The sequence below is a fragment of the Streptomyces roseus genome, assembly GCF_001044425.1.
Classification (GTDB): domain Bacteria; phylum Actinomycetota; class Actinomycetes; order Streptomycetales; family Streptomycetaceae; genus Streptomyces; species Streptomyces roseus.
The window spans coordinates 1-15,157 of the sequence record NZ_LFML01000158.1 but is presented as its reverse complement, the minus strand read 5'-3'; the positions used below and the strand labels follow the sequence as shown (position 1 = coordinate 15,157).

The 15,157-nt window shown below is 74.8% G+C and carries 16 protein-coding genes; 9 read left to right on the top strand and 7 right to left on the bottom strand.

Annotation, left to right across the window (positions count from 1 at the left end; translation table 11 throughout):
* Positions 1-40: 40 nt before the first annotated feature.
* Entirely contained in the window at positions 41-871 is an 831-nt protein-coding gene (locus ACS04_RS32375; protein WP_078865589.1) for a pyrimidine reductase family protein, read from the bottom strand.
* A 36-nt stretch (positions 872-907) separates the two neighbouring features.
* Between ACS04_RS32375 and zapE the strand changes: the two genes are divergently transcribed.
* The 4 genes from zapE (at position 908) to ACS04_RS32355 (ending at position 4,638) form a co-directional block, all read left to right on the top strand.
* Positions 908-2,020, top strand: a complete 1,113-nt coding sequence (gene zapE / locus ACS04_RS32370; RefSeq protein ID WP_048480430.1) for a cell division protein ZapE — start codon at positions 908-910, stop codon at positions 2,018-2,020.
* Between the two features lie 73 nt (positions 2,021-2,093).
* Positions 2,094-2,519 carry an OsmC family protein gene (locus ACS04_RS32365; protein WP_048480429.1) on the top strand — a complete coding sequence of 142 codons (426 nt, stop codon included), beginning with the start codon at positions 2,094-2,096 and terminating at the stop codon, positions 2,517-2,519.
* Positions 2,520-2,697: 178 nt separating this feature from the next.
* Entirely contained in the window at positions 2,698-3,621 is a 924-nt protein-coding gene (locus ACS04_RS32360; RefSeq protein ID WP_048480428.1) for a PPK2 family polyphosphate kinase, read from the top strand.
* 84 nt (positions 3,622-3,705) lie between these two features.
* Positions 3,706-4,638 (top strand): polysaccharide deacetylase family protein, encoded by a 933-nt coding sequence (locus ACS04_RS32355; RefSeq protein ID WP_048480427.1) that lies wholly within the window; start codon positions 3,706-3,708, stop codon positions 4,636-4,638.
* 34 nt (positions 4,639-4,672) lie between these two features.
* On the opposite strand, the gene ACS04_RS32350 is transcribed toward ACS04_RS32355, so the two are convergent.
* From ACS04_RS32350 to ACS04_RS32335, 4 genes are read right to left on the bottom strand one after another with little or no spacing between them, the layout of a single operon-like run.
* The gene (locus ACS04_RS32350; protein WP_048480426.1) at positions 4,673-4,873 is read right to left on the bottom strand and encodes a hypothetical protein; all 201 of its coding nucleotides are present in this window, start codon (positions 4,871-4,873) and stop codon (positions 4,673-4,675) included.
* A 14-nt stretch (positions 4,874-4,887) separates the two neighbouring features.
* Positions 4,888-5,547 (bottom strand): hypothetical protein, encoded by a 660-nt coding sequence (locus ACS04_RS39090; RefSeq protein ID WP_048480425.1) that lies wholly within the window; start codon positions 5,545-5,547, stop codon positions 4,888-4,890.
* Positions 5,544-6,344 (bottom strand): ABC transporter ATP-binding protein, encoded by an 801-nt coding sequence (locus ACS04_RS39085; protein ID WP_245236664.1) that lies wholly within the window; start codon positions 6,342-6,344, stop codon positions 5,544-5,546. The genes ACS04_RS39090 and ACS04_RS39085 overlap by 4 nt, the downstream gene beginning before the upstream one ends.
* An 11-nt stretch (positions 6,345-6,355) precedes the next feature.
* The gene (locus ACS04_RS32335) at positions 6,356-7,030 is read right to left on the bottom strand and encodes an AIM24 family protein (RefSeq protein WP_048480424.1); all 675 of its coding nucleotides are present in this window, start codon (positions 7,028-7,030) and stop codon (positions 6,356-6,358) included.
* Between the two features lie 71 nt (positions 7,031-7,101).
* Between ACS04_RS32335 and ACS04_RS32330 the strand changes: the two genes are divergently transcribed.
* From ACS04_RS32330 to ACS04_RS32310, 5 genes are all read left to right on the top strand, one after another.
* Positions 7,102-7,869: an aminoacyl-tRNA hydrolase gene (locus ACS04_RS32330; protein WP_048480423.1), complete on the top strand. Its 768-nt coding sequence runs from the start codon at positions 7,102-7,104 to the stop codon at positions 7,867-7,869.
* A gap of 127 nt (positions 7,870-7,996) precedes the next feature.
* Positions 7,997-9,316: an MbnB/TglH/ChrH family RiPP precursor modification enzyme gene (locus ACS04_RS32325; RefSeq protein WP_048480422.1), complete on the top strand. Its 1,320-nt coding sequence runs from the start codon at positions 7,997-7,999 to the stop codon at positions 9,314-9,316.
* Positions 9,313-10,407 (top strand): TIGR04222 domain-containing membrane protein, encoded by a 1,095-nt coding sequence (locus tag ACS04_RS32320; RefSeq protein ID WP_048480421.1) that lies wholly within the window; start codon positions 9,313-9,315, stop codon positions 10,405-10,407. Before ACS04_RS32325 ends, ACS04_RS32320 begins: the two co-directional genes overlap by 4 nt.
* A gap of 32 nt (positions 10,408-10,439) precedes the next feature.
* Positions 10,440-11,201: a TIGR04222 domain-containing membrane protein gene (locus ACS04_RS32315; protein WP_048480468.1), complete on the top strand. Its 762-nt coding sequence runs from the start codon at positions 10,440-10,442 to the stop codon at positions 11,199-11,201.
* A gap of 100 nt (positions 11,202-11,301) precedes the next feature.
* The gene (locus ACS04_RS32310) at positions 11,302-13,008 is read left to right on the top strand and encodes an alpha/beta fold hydrolase (protein WP_078865588.1); all 1,707 of its coding nucleotides are present in this window, start codon (positions 11,302-11,304) and stop codon (positions 13,006-13,008) included.
* A 130-nt stretch (positions 13,009-13,138) separates the two neighbouring features.
* Here ACS04_RS32310 and hemQ read toward each other — a convergent pair whose 3' ends face one another.
* Positions 13,139-13,861 (bottom strand): hydrogen peroxide-dependent heme synthase, encoded by a 723-nt coding sequence (hemQ, locus tag ACS04_RS32305; RefSeq protein WP_048480420.1) that lies wholly within the window; start codon positions 13,859-13,861, stop codon positions 13,139-13,141.
* A gap of 47 nt (positions 13,862-13,908) precedes the next feature.
* Positions 13,909-15,157: protoporphyrinogen oxidase (gene hemG / locus ACS04_RS32300; protein WP_048480419.1), on the bottom strand; the 1,249-nt coding region annotated here is incomplete at its 5' end.

Sequence of the window (15,157 nt, the reverse complement as noted above, 5' to 3'; positions counted from 1 at the left end):
CCCACCGGAAGCGAAGCGGAACAACAAATTCCGCTCCTTCTCAGATCCGACGGTAACTCGTGTAGAGGAACCCGGCCTCCTCCAGTACGGAGGCGGGTGCAAGCCGGTGCGGCACCGCCACCGGGGGCCCTCCGGAGATCCGCTGGGCCCCGCCCGCGGCCAGCATCGGCGAGATCGTCAGGCAGAGCTCGTCCAGTGCGTCGGCCGCCACGAACTGCCCCAGCAGCCGGGGACCGCCCTCGGTCAGCTGGCGGCGCAGCCCCCGGTCCGCCAGCTCCCCCACGATCCGGGCCGGATCCACGGCCGCCCCTTCGCCCGCCAGCACGACCTCGGCCCCGGCCGCGGCGGCCGCCGCCACCCGTTCGGCGGGTGCGGCCGCACCGGTCACCACGAGGGTCGGCACCAGGGGCGAGGTGAACAGCGGCAGCGAGAAATCCAGGTCCAGACCGGCCGTGACCACCGCGATGGCGGGGGCGGGGCCCTGTCCCGCGGCCGCGCGCCGGGCCGCGAAGGCCTCACGGGCCCGCGCCGGGCGGTACCCCTCCTGGCGAACCGTTTCGGCGCCGACGACCACCACGTCGGCCAGCGCCCGCAGGGTGCCGAAGATCCGCATGTCGGTCTCGCTGGAGATCGGCTGAGAGCGCCCGTCGTGCTGGGCCGCGCCGTCCAGGGTGGAGACCATGTTGGCCCGCAGCCAGTGGCCCTCCGGGCCGAGCGCGGGGTACGCGTAGGCCTCCGCGAGCTCGTCCAGCGACCACTCCCGGTCACTGCGGTCACTGCCGTCACTGCGGTCGCCTCGGTCGCCGGGCTCCGCGGTGGCCGACGCGGGGTCGGCCGATGTCTGATCGGTCACAGGGAACAGGCGTCGCATCGGTGCAGTGTGCCACGCCCCGTAGAGTTAAGAGCTGTGTCAACATCACTCTCCACCTCCGGATCCACCTACGGGCGACCCCCGATAGCCGGCCCGGCCGAGGCCGGCCCGCAGGCCCTGTGCGCCCGCGAGCCCCGGGTGCCAGCCGAGCGGCTGGTGGCCGAGATGGTGCCGCCTCCGCGTTTCGACTCGGTGCGCTTCGACACGTACGACCCCGACCCCGGTCAGCCCAGCCAGGCCGAGGCGGTCACCGTGCTCAGCGGCTTCGCCGCCGGGCTGGGCGGGGCCCACGCGAGCGGCGGCGGCAAGCGCCGCTGGTTCGCGAAGAAGGCACCGGTCGCCGCCGGCCCGCGCGGGGTCTACCTCGACGGCGGCTACGGCGTCGGCAAGACGCACCTGCTGGCCTCCCTCTGGCACGCCACCCCGGCCGAACCCGAGCTCAAGGCCTTCGGCACCTTCGTGGAGCTGACCAACCTGGTCGGGGCGCTCGGCTTCCAGCAGACGGTCCAGACGCTCGGCGGACACCGCCTCCTGTGCATCGACGAGTTCGAACTGGACGACCCGGGCGACACCGTCCTCGTCTCCTCGCTGCTGAGCCGGCTGGTCGAGCAGGGCGTGGCACTGGCCGCCACCTCCAACACCCTGCCCGGCAAGCTCGGCGAGGGCCGGTTCGCCGCGGCGGACTTCCTGCGCGAGATCCAGGGGCTCTCGGCGCACTTCCGCCCGCTGCGCATCGACGGCCAGGACTACCGCCACCGCGGCCTGCCGCAGGCCCCGGCGCCGTTCTCGGACGAGCAGGTCACGAAGGCCGCGTACGCGACCGAGGGCGCGAGCCTGGACGACTTCCCCGGACTGCTGGAGCACCTGGCCAAGGTCCACCCCAGCCGGTACGGAGCCCTCACGGACGGCATAGCGGCGGTCTGCCTGACCGGCGTCGGCCCGGTCCCCGACCAGTCGACGGCGCTGCGCCTCGTGGTCCTCGCCGACCGCCTGTACGACCGGGAGATACCGGTCCTGGCGTCGGGCGTGCCCTTCGACAAGCTCTTCAGTGAAGAAATGCTGAACGGCGGCTACCGCAAGAAGTACTTCCGGGCCATCTCAAGGCTCACCGCACTGGCACGCGACGCGAAACCCCTGGTGTCCCAGTAGGTTTGGGGACGCCGGCCCGACCCCTCCCCCGGGGCGGTCCGGCAGTTCCCAACACCTTCCGAAGGGATCCACCATGGCCACCACGCGTACCGCGCACACCGTCTGGGAAGGCAACCTGCTGAAGGGTGCCGGCACGGTCAGCCTCGACTCCTCGGGCCGGGGTTCGTTCGAGGTCTCCTGGCCCTCGCGCGCCGAGGCCGCGAACGGCAAGACCAGCCCGGAAGAGCTGATCGCCGCCGCGCACTCCAGCTGCTACTCGATGGCGCTCTCGCACGGCCTCGACGGTGCCGGCACCCCGCCCACCCGGCTGGAGACCAAGGCCGACGTGACCTTCCAGCCGGGCGAGGGCATCACCGGCATCCACCTGTCGGTGCGCGCCGAGGTTCCCGGCCTGGACGCCGAGGGCTTCGCCGCCGCCGCGGAGGACGCGAAGAAGAACTGCCCGGTCAGCCAGGCGCTGAGCGGCACGACGATCACCCTGAGCGCGGAGCTCGTCTAGCGGTCCGGCGGCCCGGCTGCTGCCCGGCCCGTCCCGGGAAGGGGGTGGGGCCCCGCGGTACCGCGGGGCCCCACCCCCTCGCCCCGGAGCCGCCGGCGTCCGTCAGCGGCCGCCCCCTCGCGACCCCGACCGTTCCGATGGATCATCAAGGGAATCGACCGGATCGGGGTAGGTGGCTGTGGCCAAGGAGAGCAAGAAGGCCGACCAGGGCAAGAAGAGCGGCGGGAAGGCCCCCAAGCCCCGGCCCGCGCGGGAGCGGCGGGACATCTCCTTGCGCCCGCTGCTGCGCGCCCCGGCCGGTGAGCGCCTCGACCTCGGCGCCTTCGATCCCGCCGCAACCCCCGGCTGCCCGGCCGACAAGGCCGCGGGCATCGCCGCCACCGCCGCGCTGGCCGAGCCCCTCGCCTCGCTCCAGGAGCGGCTGTACGCGGCGAGCACGGCGGGCGACCGCCGCCGCGTCCTGCTCGTCCTCCAAGGCATGGACACCAGCGGCAAGGGCGGCACGGTCAAGCACGTGATCGGCTTCCTCAACCCCGCCGGCTGCCGGGTCAGGTCCTTCAAGGCGCCCACGCCGGAGGAGCACGAGCACCCCTTCCTCTGGCGCATCCGCAAGGCCCTCCCCGCGGCGGGCGAGATCGGGATCTTCGACCGCTCCCACTACGAGGACGTCCTCGTCGCCCGCGTCCGCGAGCTGGTGTCGCGCAGTCAGCTGAACCGGCGCTACGCGCAGATCAACCGGTTCGAGCAGTCCCTCGCGGACGACGGCGTCACGCTGGTCAAGGTCTTCCTCCACATCAGCTACGAGGAGCAGCGCGAGCGGCTGCTGAAGCGGCTGGACAACCCCGACAAGCACTGGAAGTTCAGCCCGGGCGACATCGAGGACCGCCTCCTGTGGCCCGAGTACCAGCACGCGTACGAGCTGGCCCTGGAGCGCTGCTCCACCGGCGCCGCGCCCTGGTACGTGGTCCCCGCCAACCGGAAGTGGTACCGCAACTGGGCGGTCGCCACGCTGCTGCTGGAGCATCTGGAGGAGCTGGATCCGCGCTACCCGGAGGCCGCCTTCGACGTGGAGGAGTGCCGGAGGCGACTGCTGGAGACCTGACGCCCGTCACTCGGGCGGGCGATTCGTATGCCCGGCCCGGCGCCGCTGCGATCCGCTTGGCAGATGGTCATATATTTTGCGTCCGTGACCCTTTCTGTGCGCAATGTCGCGGTCGCGGCCGCCCTCAGTGCCGCTCTCTGCACCGCCCTCACCGGATGCGGGGGCGGCAGCGGCAGCTCCGCGGCCGGCTCCGGCGCCGGCCACCAGGCCGCCCGCATGGGCACCCCCGGGGCCTCGGTCCCGCCCTCCGCGGCGGCCTCGGCCGGCGCGCCGCAGGCCGCCGGCTCCGCCGCGGCCGCCGCCCCGCCGCCCGCCAAGGCCCCGACCCTGGCACCCGGGCCGAACGGCCTGACCCCGGTCTTCGAGCGGGCGAAGCAGCAGAGCGACAAGACCGTCGCCCTGACCTTCGACGCCGACATGACCTCCGACCAGGGGCAGCGCGCCGCGGACGGGGAGCACTTCGACAACCCGCAGCTCATCTCGACCCTGCGCACTCTGAAGGTGCCCTCGACGGTCTTCATGACCGGCCGCTGGGCCGAGGAGTACCCGGACCAGGCCAAGGCCATCGGCACCGACCCGAACTTCGAGATCGCGAACCACTCGTACAGCCACCACGCCTTCACGTCGCCCTGCTACGGGCTGCCCGCGCTCGACGCGGCCGCGGCCCGGGCCGATGTGGACCGCGCCTTCGCCGCCTTCCGCACGGCCGGTGCGGTCAACACGGTCCCGTACTTCCGCTTCCCCGGCGGCTGCTACGACGACCAGGCGCTGCGGGCGATCTCCACTGCCAAGGTCACGGCCGTCCAGTGGGACGTGGTCAGCGGGGACGCCTTCGCCAAGGACCCGGACGCGGTGGCCGAGCAGGTGCTCACCGGGGTGAAGCCGGGCTCGGTGGTGGTGATGCACTGCACGCGCAGCGCCGCCCCCGTCACCGAGGAGGCCATCCACAAGATCGTCCCGGAGCTGCGCAAGCGCGGCTACCGCTTCGTGAAGGTCTCCGAGCTCATCGGGAAGTAGCCCACCGGGAGGCGGGCGCGGCGGCGGCGCGGCCTCAGCCGGAACAGGCCGAGCGCTGCGCGTCCTGCCACTCGCACACCGGGCACAGCACCCGGCCCGGGGTCGCGGATCCGTACTCGGTGGGCTCGCCGCACTCCACGCAGTCCGCGTAGGGCGGCCCGGGCACCGCCCCGGCGGGCGCGGCCGGGGCGGCGCAGTACGACTCGGTCCCGCTCGGCACGCCCGCTTCGTCCATGCCCCCGAGCGTACTCAGCTCCGCCGCGCGCTGACGAGGCAGGCCAGCGCACCGGCCGCGCAGGCCAGCGCCAGCGCCCCCGCGAAGGACGCCACCGGCAGCGTCACGGCGTGCGCGCGGGACCCCTCCACCAGCGCCGTCACCGCGCGGCGCGCCGGGGAGACGGCGAGGCCCCAGGCCAGCAGCGAGCCCAGGGCGCCCGCCAGGACCGCGATCCCCGTCGAGCGCAGCAGCGGCCGGCTGCACAGCGCCCCGACGGCCGCACCGGTCAGCACGCACGCGAGGGCGGCCAGCACCCCGGCCAGGGCGGCGTCCTGCGGATCCACGCGTTCCGCCCGGCCGGAGTCGCCCGCCAGCAGCACGGCCGCCGTGCCCACGGCACCGGACAGCAGCGCCCCGCCCAGCGCGGTGAGCAGGGCCGCCGCGTGGACCCGTACGGGACCGGCCGCGGCGGCGGCGCAGTCGCGGGCGGCGGCGGGCTCGTTGGTCACGCAGACCCGCACCAGCCAGGCCGTGACCGGCACCAGCCCGGCGGCCGCGAAGCCCAGCGAGTCCAGCAGCGGGTCGCCCGGCCGGACCCCGGCGGCGAGGAAGGCCGCGTACAGCAGGAACGGCGCGATCCAGCGCTGGGAGCGCAGCAGCAGCGCGCACTGGTAACGCAGCAGGCCCCTCACGTCAGTTCCTCCACGGCGCGGATGTGCCAGGGCCCGGGCGCGGTGAGCAGCTCGCGCAGTACCGCGTCGGACCGGGCGGCGGGCACCGTCAGCAGCAGTACCCCGCCGGGCGCGGACGCGGCGGCCAGCCCGGGCGGCGGCTCGGCCCCCGGCGGCCCGGCGGCCTCGATCCGTACGTACGGTCCCGCGGCGGCGGGCTCCCGCACGGGGACCAGCGCGGTCCCCTCCACCCGGTGGCGCGCGTCGGCGAGGCCGGCGAGCCGCGCCGGGTCGTGGTCGACGAAGACCACGGTGCCCCCGGCCGCGGTCCGCTCGGCGACGGCCCGGTCCAGCTCCGCGCGGGCGGCGGTGTCGAGCCCGGTCCAGGCCTCGTCGAGGACGAGCAGCCCGGGATCGGCGAGCAGGGCCTGGGCGACGGCCACCTTCTGGCTGCTGCCCTTGGAGAGTTCGGCCAGCGGGGTGCGCGCGTACGCGGCCGCGCCGAACCGCTCCAGCCAGTGGGCCGCCCGGTCCGCGGCCCGCGCCCGCCCGAGGCCGTGCACCCGGCCCATGTGGGTCAGGTAGGCCGTCGCGGTGAGCGGCAGCGCCGCCGGGAAGCGCTCGGGCACGAAGGCCGTCCGGCGCGGGCGCCCGGTGACGCGCCCCTCGGACGGGGCGTCGATCCCCGCGACGATCCGCAGCAGGGTCGACTTGCCGCCGCCGTTGCGGCCTTCGACGCGCACCAGCGCGCCGGGCGGCAGCTCCAGGTCGATCCCGCGCAGCACCCACGGCCGCCGCACCCCGTGGCGGCGGCCCACCCGGTCGAGCCTCAGTGCGCTGCCGCCGTCTCGGTGACCTCGCTGGGCCGGACGATGACGAAGCCCTCGCCGCGCAGCATCAGCTGCACGGCCTCGCCGGAACCGCCGCGGATCATCGAGCCGACGGACTGGGAGCGGTGCAGCCCCGTCTCCAGCCGGGCGCTCCAGCCGACCACCGCGTCGGTGTCCACGTACACCGGGGTCTGCTCGGTGACCGGGATGATGATCGGGTGGCCGTCGCAGATCACGGCGAGCTTGCCGGTGCCGGTGAAGAGGCTGTTGAAGAGACCGCCGCCGGTCATGCCGGCGCCCTTCACCATCTTGATCTCGTAGGAGAGCGTCGGGTCGAAGCAGAGCACGTTGCGCCCGTTGATGGTCAGGGCGTCGCCCGGCTCGAAGTCGATGATGAAGCAGTTGCCCGCCTGGTGGGCGAACCAGGCCTCGCCCTGCCCGCGTACGGACATCAGCGCGAGGCCCTCACCGGTGACGGCGCGCTTGAGCATGCCGCCTATGCCCTGGCCCTTGCGCTCGAACTGGAGGTTCCCCCGGAACGCGACCATCGAGCCCTGACGGGCCAGCATTTCACCGTTGACGGTGTACTTCACGGACTTGGCGTTCTGCAGGGTCATGCCCGGGGCCGAGGCCGGCTGAGCCAGGTTCTCGGACGCGAAAAGGTCGCTCTTCATGCGCTTGATCCTCGCCCGGCCACACCCCCCGCGGCATCATCCTGAAGGGGGAGCCTGGCATCCTTGGCAGGATGAGCAGCGAGCACGGCAACCACACTCCGGACGTACCCGCGGTCGGGTCGGACAGCCCGTTCCGGCAGGAGCGCATCGCGCGCGACGAGGCGCCGCAGTTCGTGCTGCCGCTGGTCGTTCGGATCGAGAAGGCCGAACCGCCCGCCCGTACCGACGCGCTGGAGACGGCGGCCCGCGCCGTGCTGGTCCTGCTGACCGACGAGCGGGCCCGCGGCGAGGGCGAGTGGGCCGAGGCCGTCCGGGACTGGCAGGACGCGCGGATCCGCAAGGTGGTGCGGCGGGCGCGCGGCGCGGAGTGGCGCAAGGCCGGAACCCTGCCCGGTGTCACGGTGCACGGTGACGCGGCGGAGGTACGGGTCTTCCCGCCGGTGCCGCTGGACGGCTGGCCCAAGGAGCTCGCGAAGCTCCAGGTCTCGGGGACCGACCTGGACGACCCGGAGCCGCCGGCTCCGGCCGCGCCCGGGGTTCCCGTGCTGTGGCTCAACCCGGAGCTGGAGATGTCCGCCGGCAAGGCGATGGCCCAGGCCGGGCACGCGGCGCAGCTGGCGTGGTGGGAGCTGACCGGCGCCGAGCGCACCGCCTGGCAGGACCGCGGCTTCCGGCTGTCCGTACGGACGGCGCCGCGCGAGCGGTGGGCGGAGCTGAGCGGCAGCGGCCTCCCGGTGGTCCGCGACGCCGGGTTCACGGAGATCGCGCCCGGCTCGGCGACGGTGGTGGCGGACCATCCGGCGCTGCGGACCCGGCTCGCCGGAGGCCTCCCGCGCTGACCCGCCGGGTCCGAGGGCGCCGGCCCGCAACCTCAAATGTTGCTCTGAACGTCCCTGTCCGCGGTTGGCCCGACTCCGTCGGGGCCATCACACCGGCACACGACCGTTGAGAGGGGGGCGGGGGGACATGAACACCATGGCGCACCTGGGGGTGGGCATCGGATGGCGGCCGGAGATCGCCGACGCGGTGGAGCGGCTGCCGGGCCTGGACTGGGTCGAGGTGGTGGCCGAGAACATCTGTCCCGGCCATCTGCCCGCCTCGCTGCTGCGGCTGCGCGAGCGCGGGGTGCGCGTGGTCCCGCACGGGGTCTCGCTGGGCATCGGCGGCGCCGAGCGGCCCGACGCCGGGAAGCTGGCCGCGCTCGGGGAGCGGGCCCTCGCCCTGGGGGCGCCGCTCGTCACGGAGCACATCGCGTTCGTACGGGCCTCCTCGCCGGCGCTGGAGGCCGGGCACCTGCTGCCGGTGCGCCGGACGCGCGACGCGCTGGACGTGCTGTGCGAGAACGTCCGGATCGCGCAGGACGCCCTGCCGGTTCCGCTGGCGCTGGAGAACATCGCCGCGCTGGTCTCGTGGCCCGGGGAGGAACTGACGGAGGGGCAGTTCCTGACGGAGCTGGTGGAGCGGACGGGGGTACGGCTGCTGATCGACGTCGCGAACCTGCACACGAACCGGGTGAACAGGGGCGAGGACCCGTTCGCCGTGCTGGACGCGATCCCGCTGGAGGCGCTCGCGTACGTGCACGTCGCCGGGGGCGTGGAGCGGGACGGGGTGTGGCACGACACGCATGCCCATCCGGTGCCGGCGGTGGTGCTGGACGTCCTGGCGGAGCTGCGCGAGCGGGTCGCCCCCGCGGGCGTGCTGCTGGAGCGGGACGACGATTTCCCCGCCGAGGCGGAGCTGGCCGCGGAACTCGCCGCCATTCGGGGCGTGGTGGGCCCGGTGGGCCCGGTGGGCCCGGCTGCGGACTCCCCCGGCCGCCCCTCCGCCGTGGTCCGGGCCGCGGCGCCGGACGCCGCGCCGCGCACGCCGGCGGGGCCGCGGGAGCGGGCCCGCGTCGGTCAGGAGCAGGGGGCGCTGCTCGCCGCGCTCGTCGCGGGCGCGGAGGTGCCCGAGGGGTTCGACCGGGAGCGCGTACGGGTGCAGGCCCGGGCGCTCGCCGCGAAGCGGGCCGGGGTCGTCGCGAAGCTCGCGCCCGAGCTGCCCGGGATCCTGGGCGGTCAGGCCGCGTACCGCGAGGCCTTCCTCGGGTACGCCCACAGCCGGCCCATGACCGCCGGATACCGGCGCGACGCCCTGGACTTCGCCGAGCACCTGCTGATCCGGGACCTGCCCGCCGACCCCGCCGCGCGGCGCCGGCTGACCGCGTGGTGGCAGGACCGGGTCGGGGCGCGGCCCCCGCGCCGGATCGTGCGCTGGGCCCGGGCCCTCGCGGGACGTGCGGCATGAACGACCTCGCCCTCGCGATCTGGATCGCCGTCCTCCTCTCCACCCTCCTGCTGGTCCTCGGCGTACGGCGCTCCCGGCCGCGCACGGCCGGCCCCGCGCCACGCCTGCACGACCTGTCCGAGGCCGCGTTCATGGCCGGCGGCCCCGGCGCGGTCGTGGACAGCGCACTCGTCTCGCTGCTCGGGGACGGGCGGCTGGTGGCCGGCGGTCCGGGGATCGTCGCGCTGCGGCCAGGGGCGCGGGCCGGCGACCTCGCCGAGCGGGCCGTGTTCGAGGCCCTGCGCCAGGCGCCGTCCGGCTGGCTCTACCAGGTGCGGTACGCCGCCATGCTCGACCCCGCCGTCCAGGAGACCGGCGACGCGCTCGCCGCCCGCGGGCTGCTCGCGGTGCCCGGCTCCGGGCGCGTCTGGCGGCGCTGGGCGCTCTGCCAGGTCGTGGTGTGCGCGGTGTGGGTGGTGGTCTCGCTGCCCCTCACGTTCGTGGCACTGGCGCTGGATCCCGGTCCACAGGTCCCGTTCGTGTTCAAGGTGCTCCCGGCGCTGGTGGCCGGGATCGTCCTGGGATGCGTACTCGCCGCCAAGGCCCGCGGGCGGCTCACCCCGGCGGGGCGGGCCGCGCTGCGCGAGATCCGCACGCACTACGTGAACGACCGGACCCCGCACGTGCAGACGGCCCTGTTCGGGCTGAGGGGGCTGCGGGACCCTCAGCTGCGGGGGCAGTTGGTGCCGGCCGCGCGGAGCACCAGGCTGGCGGCGGCGCAGGCGCGGGGGGCCCGGCGCGGCTCCGGCTCCTCGTCCCGGTCCGCGTCGTCCTCGTCCTCGACTTCCGCGGGTGTCTCCTGCGGGTCTTCCGCCGAGGTCCTGCCCGTCGTATGGTGCGCGGGCAGTGACGGCGGCTCCTCGTCCGGCAGCTGTGGGAGCAGCGGTTCCGGTTGCTCCGGCGGTTCCGGTGGTTCGAGCTGTTCCAGCGGATCGAGCTGTTCCGGTGGGTCCAGCTGTTCCAGTGGGTCCAGCTGTTCCAGCGGTTCCAGTTGCTCCAGCAGTTCGAGTTGCAGCAGTTCGTCCGGTTCGAGCTGCGGCAGCAGTTCCTGACCGGGCACTTCTCCACCTCGTGGGAGTCAGCCATGTTCTGGGTCCTGCTCCTCCTGACGGCCTGGGCGGGGGTGCTGACGTCGTGCATCCTCCTGCTGAGGGCCGCCGCCGTGGCCTCGGTGCCCGCGCCCGCTCCGCCCGACGGCAGTGCGGGCGCCGGATACCGCCCCGACGCACTGAACCTGTACGAGGCCGCCTACCTCGCCGGCGGCCCCCGGCGGGTCGCCGAGCTGACGCTGCTCTCCATGCAGCGGGGCCGCCGGCTGCTGCTGGCCCACACCGGCTGGGCGACCGTCGTCGACCCGGTGGGGCGCGATCCGCACGAGCGGTCGGTGCTCGGCGCGTTCGGCCCGGACGGACAGGCTCCGGTGGTCGCCGTACGCGTCGCGGCGGCCCGGGACGAGGCCGTACGGATCCTCGCGGACCGGCTGGACGCGGCGGGCCTGGCGCTGCCGGCCGCCGCGCGCGGCGCCGTGGCCGGCGGGGTCCGGGCGGTGCGGCGGGCCGCCGCCCTGGTCGCCGCGACGGCGGCGGCCGCTCTGTGCCTGCCGGTCGACGGGACCGCCGGGGCCGTGATCCTGGGCTGGTTCTCGATGCCGCTGCTGCTCACGCTGGGGTGCCTGGCCATCGCCCGCTTCGAGACGTACCCGTACTCCGCGTGGGCCTCCCCGGCCGGGCAGCGGCTGCTCGTCGCGCTGGACCGGGAGCGGGGTGAGGGGGACCCCCTCGCGGCGGTGGCGCTGCGCGGGGTCCGGGCGCTCACGGATCCCGCCCTCCGGGCGGCACTGGCCTAGGCAACGGGGGGATTGCGCCCGACACCGGGCGGCGGTCCTGTACAAGCACCCCGCCGAGCACATCTGATCACTTCATCCGAAGAGATGAAGGCGGCCCCTGATGCTGACTCCGCTCGCCCGCTGCACCGTCGCCGCGGCGGTCCTCTCCCTCACCCTGTGCATCCCGTCCCCGCACGCCCACGCCGCCCACTCCTCCGCCGCGGCCCGGACGGCCGCCGCGGACGCGGGCGCCGAACTCGTGGCGGCCCGTGCCGCGAAGGCGGCCGGAGCGCGGCGGACCGGCGCGGGCACCGGAACCGGCGCGCTGGACTTCCGTCCCTGCCCCGCCGTCGAGGAGCTGCCCCCGCCGGTACGGTGCGCGACCCTGCGGGTTCCGCTCGACTACGCGCGCCCGGACGGCCCCCGGATCCCGCTCACCGTCAGCCGCGTGACCGCGACCCGGCGCGACGGGGCGGCTCGCCAGGGCGCGCTCGTGTACAACCCCGGGGGCCCCGGCGCCTCCGGCATGTTCTTCCCGCTCGTCGCCGACCTCCCCGAGTGGCAGCGGATCGGCGCCGCGTACGACCTCGTCGGCTACGCCCCGCGCGGGGTCGGCCGCTCCGCCCCGCTGTCCTGCGAGGACCCGGCCGTCCGGGCGAAGGGCCCGACCCAGGTCCCGGCCGAGCCCTCCGCCGCGTACAAGCGCGAGCGCGTCGCCGGGGCCCGGGCCTACGCCCGCGGCTGTGCGCAGCGGGCCGGCGCGGCGCTGGCGTACTACACGACCCTGGACAACGTCCGCGACCTGCACGTGCTGCGCGCCGCGCTCGGCGAGGAGAAGCTGTCCTTCTTCGGCGCCTCGTACGGGACCTACCTGGGCGCCGTCTACGCCACCCTCCACCCCGGCCACGTCCGCCGGATGGTCCTCGACTCCGCGGTCGACCCCGACCCGCGCCGCATCTGGTACGTCAACAACCTGGACCAGGCACCGGGGTTCGAGCGGCGCTGGTACGACTTCCGCGCCTGGGCCGCCCGCCACCACGCCACGTACCGGCTCGGCGCCACCCCGGAGGCGGTACAGGCGAGTTACGAGCGCGTACGGGAGGCGGTGGCGCGCACCCCGGCGGGCGGGACGGTGGGGACCGGCGAGCTCCAGGCGGCCTTCCTCCAGGCGGCATACTACGACGACGTCTGGCCCGAGCGGGCGGCCGCGCTCAGCGCGTTCCTGGCGGGCGATGCGGGTCCGCTGGCCGAACAGGCCCGCCCGGACGCGGAGTCGGCGGCCGCGCGCGAGAACGCGCGGGCGGTGTACACGGCGGTGCTGTGCAACGACGCCGCCTGGCCCGCCTCGTGGGAGACCTGGGACCGCGACAACACCGAACTGGCCCGCCGGGCGCCCTTCGAGACCTGGGCCAACGCCTTCCTGAACCTGCCGTGCGCGTACTGGCCCGTCCACGAGCGGCAGCGGCCGGTGGCGGTCGGCGCACCGCCGGCCCCGGCCGGCGCGCGGTCGGCGGCGCTCCCCCGCACGCTGATCGTCGCGGCCGAGCGGGACGGGGCCACCCCGTACCCGGGTGCGCTGGAGCTCCAGCGCCGGCTCGGCGACCGGGCCGCGCTGGTCACGGAGAAGGGGGCGGGTGCCCACGGAGTGGTCGGCGGACGCAATGACTGCGTGGACCGCCATGTGGAGCGGTACTTGCTGACGGGTGACACCTCAGGATGGCGTGTCACGTGTGCGCCGCATCCGGAGCCCGCACCGGTGTCGCTGGACGACCGGGCAGCACGAGGCCCCCGGAAGGTACCCAGGGCTCTGCTGCCGCCAGTCGTCTGAACTTCCGGGCGGGATCTCCGGCTGCGTCGTTTCGGGGGTCAGGCCGTCATCCGGACCAGCCTCCCGATCCACCGGAGGCCGCTCCCCAGTCAAGAGAGCGTCTTCCGGTTCCTTCCCCCCAGGGGAGGTATCAGGCGAGTCCGGCCACCAGATCGGCGACGGACTTGCGGCGCCCGGTGTAGAAGGGCACCTCCTCGCGGACGTGCATACGGGCCTCGGAGGCGCGCAGGTGACGCATGAGGTCGACGATGCGGTACAGCTCGTCGGCCTCGAAGGCCAGCATCCACTCGTAGTCGCCCAGCGAGAAGGAGGCGACGGTGTTGGCCCGGACGTCCGGGTAGCCGCGGGCCATCTTGCCGTGGTCGGCGAGCATGCGGCGGCGGTCCTCGTCGGGCAGCAGGTACCAGTCGTAGGAGCGCACGAAGGGGTAGACGCTGACGTAGTCGCGCGCGACCTCGTCGGCCAGGAAGGCCGGGATGTGCGACTTGTTGAACTCGGCCGGGCGGTGCAGGGCCATGTTCGACCACACCGGCTCCAGCGCGCGGCCGAGCTTCGTACGGCGGAAGAGGTTGTACGCGGTCTGCAGCTCGTCCGAGGTCTCGGCGTGCCACCAGATCATGATGTCCGCGTCGGCGCGCAGGCCGGAGACGTCATAGGTGCCGCGGACGGTGATGTCCTTGGCGGCCAGCTGGTCGAACAGCTCCTGGACCTCGTCGGCATAGCCGGCGCGGTCAGCGTCGAGACTGGGGAGAACGTCCTTCAGCTTGAAGACGGACCACAGGGTGTAGCGGATGACCTCGTTGAGGTCCTTCGCCTTCTTCCCCGCGTTGGGAATCTTCTCTGGTGCAGTCATGTGTCCATTGTCCCGTGTGCTGATCAGTGGTCGGTGCCAGGGGTGCCTTACGCGGAACTCGCGGCAAACGTGGCCTTCACCACGTCGGCGGCCCTCGCGGCGCTCGCGATGCACGCCGGGATGCCCACGCCGTCGTACAGCGCCCCGCACACCGCCAGACCTGGCAGGGCCGCGACGGCGGACCGGATCCGCTCCACCCGGGCCAGGTGGCCCACCGGGTACTGGGGCAGTCCCGCGTCCCAGCGGGTGACGGTGGAGGCGAGGGGCCGGGCCGCCAGGCCCACGGCCTCGCCGAGGTCGCGCAGCGAGACGTCCACCAGCTCGGAGTCCTCGCGCCCCAGGTCGCCCTCGTCGCCGTACCGGCCGACCGAGGTACGCAGCAGGAAGAGCTCGGGATCGGCCCCGGCCCAGGCCCACTTGTTGCTGGAGAAGGTGGAGGCCTTGACGGTCCGCCCGTCGACGGGGGGTACGAGGAACCCGCTGGCGCCGCCGTCGGTGATCGCGGCGGGCAGCTCGGAGCGGCGGAAGGCCATCGTCACCAGGGCCATGGAGGCGTACTCGACGCTGCGCAGCTCGGTGGCCGCGGCCGGCGCGAGCGCCTCCAGCAGCCGGGCGGCGGGCCCGGCCGGCAGCGCCAGGACCACGGCGTCGGCGTCGATCGCCGCCGCGTCGGTGACGACCTTCCAGCCCCCGGCCGTACGCAGGAGCCCGCGGACCGGGGTACCGGTGGAGATCCGCGCCCCGGCCGCCCGGCAGGCCTCGGCCACGGCCAGGGGGAGCCGGCCGATGCCGCCGTCGATGCCGGAGAAGACGGGCCGGGCTGCCTGCCCGGCCTGTTGCGCGGCCGCCCGGACCTGCAGTTCCCGTACGCCCTCGCCCAGCGAGGCGTGCCTGCGGGCTGCTTCGAAGAGCTGCGGGACGGCGGCGCGCATGGAGATGCGGTAGGCGTTGCCGGCGTAGACCCCGCCGAGGAGGGGCTCCACCAGGCGGTCGACGACCTCGTGGCCGAGGCGGGCGGCCACGTACTCGCCCACGGCGACGTCCTCGCCGATCTCGGTGGGCGCCAGCTCGCGTTCCGCCTCGATCCGGGCCAGCCCCTCGGCGGAGAGCACCCCGGTGGCGGCGAGCGGGGCCAGGTCGCCGGGGACGCCCATGACGTGGCCGCGCGGCATGGGCCGCAGCGCCCCGCGGGTCCACAGGTGGGCGGTGGCGGTGGCGGGCGGCTGGAGGGCCTCGCCGAGGCCCACGGCCCGGGCCAGTTCCAGGGCTTCGGGCCGGCGGGCGAGCACGGATTCG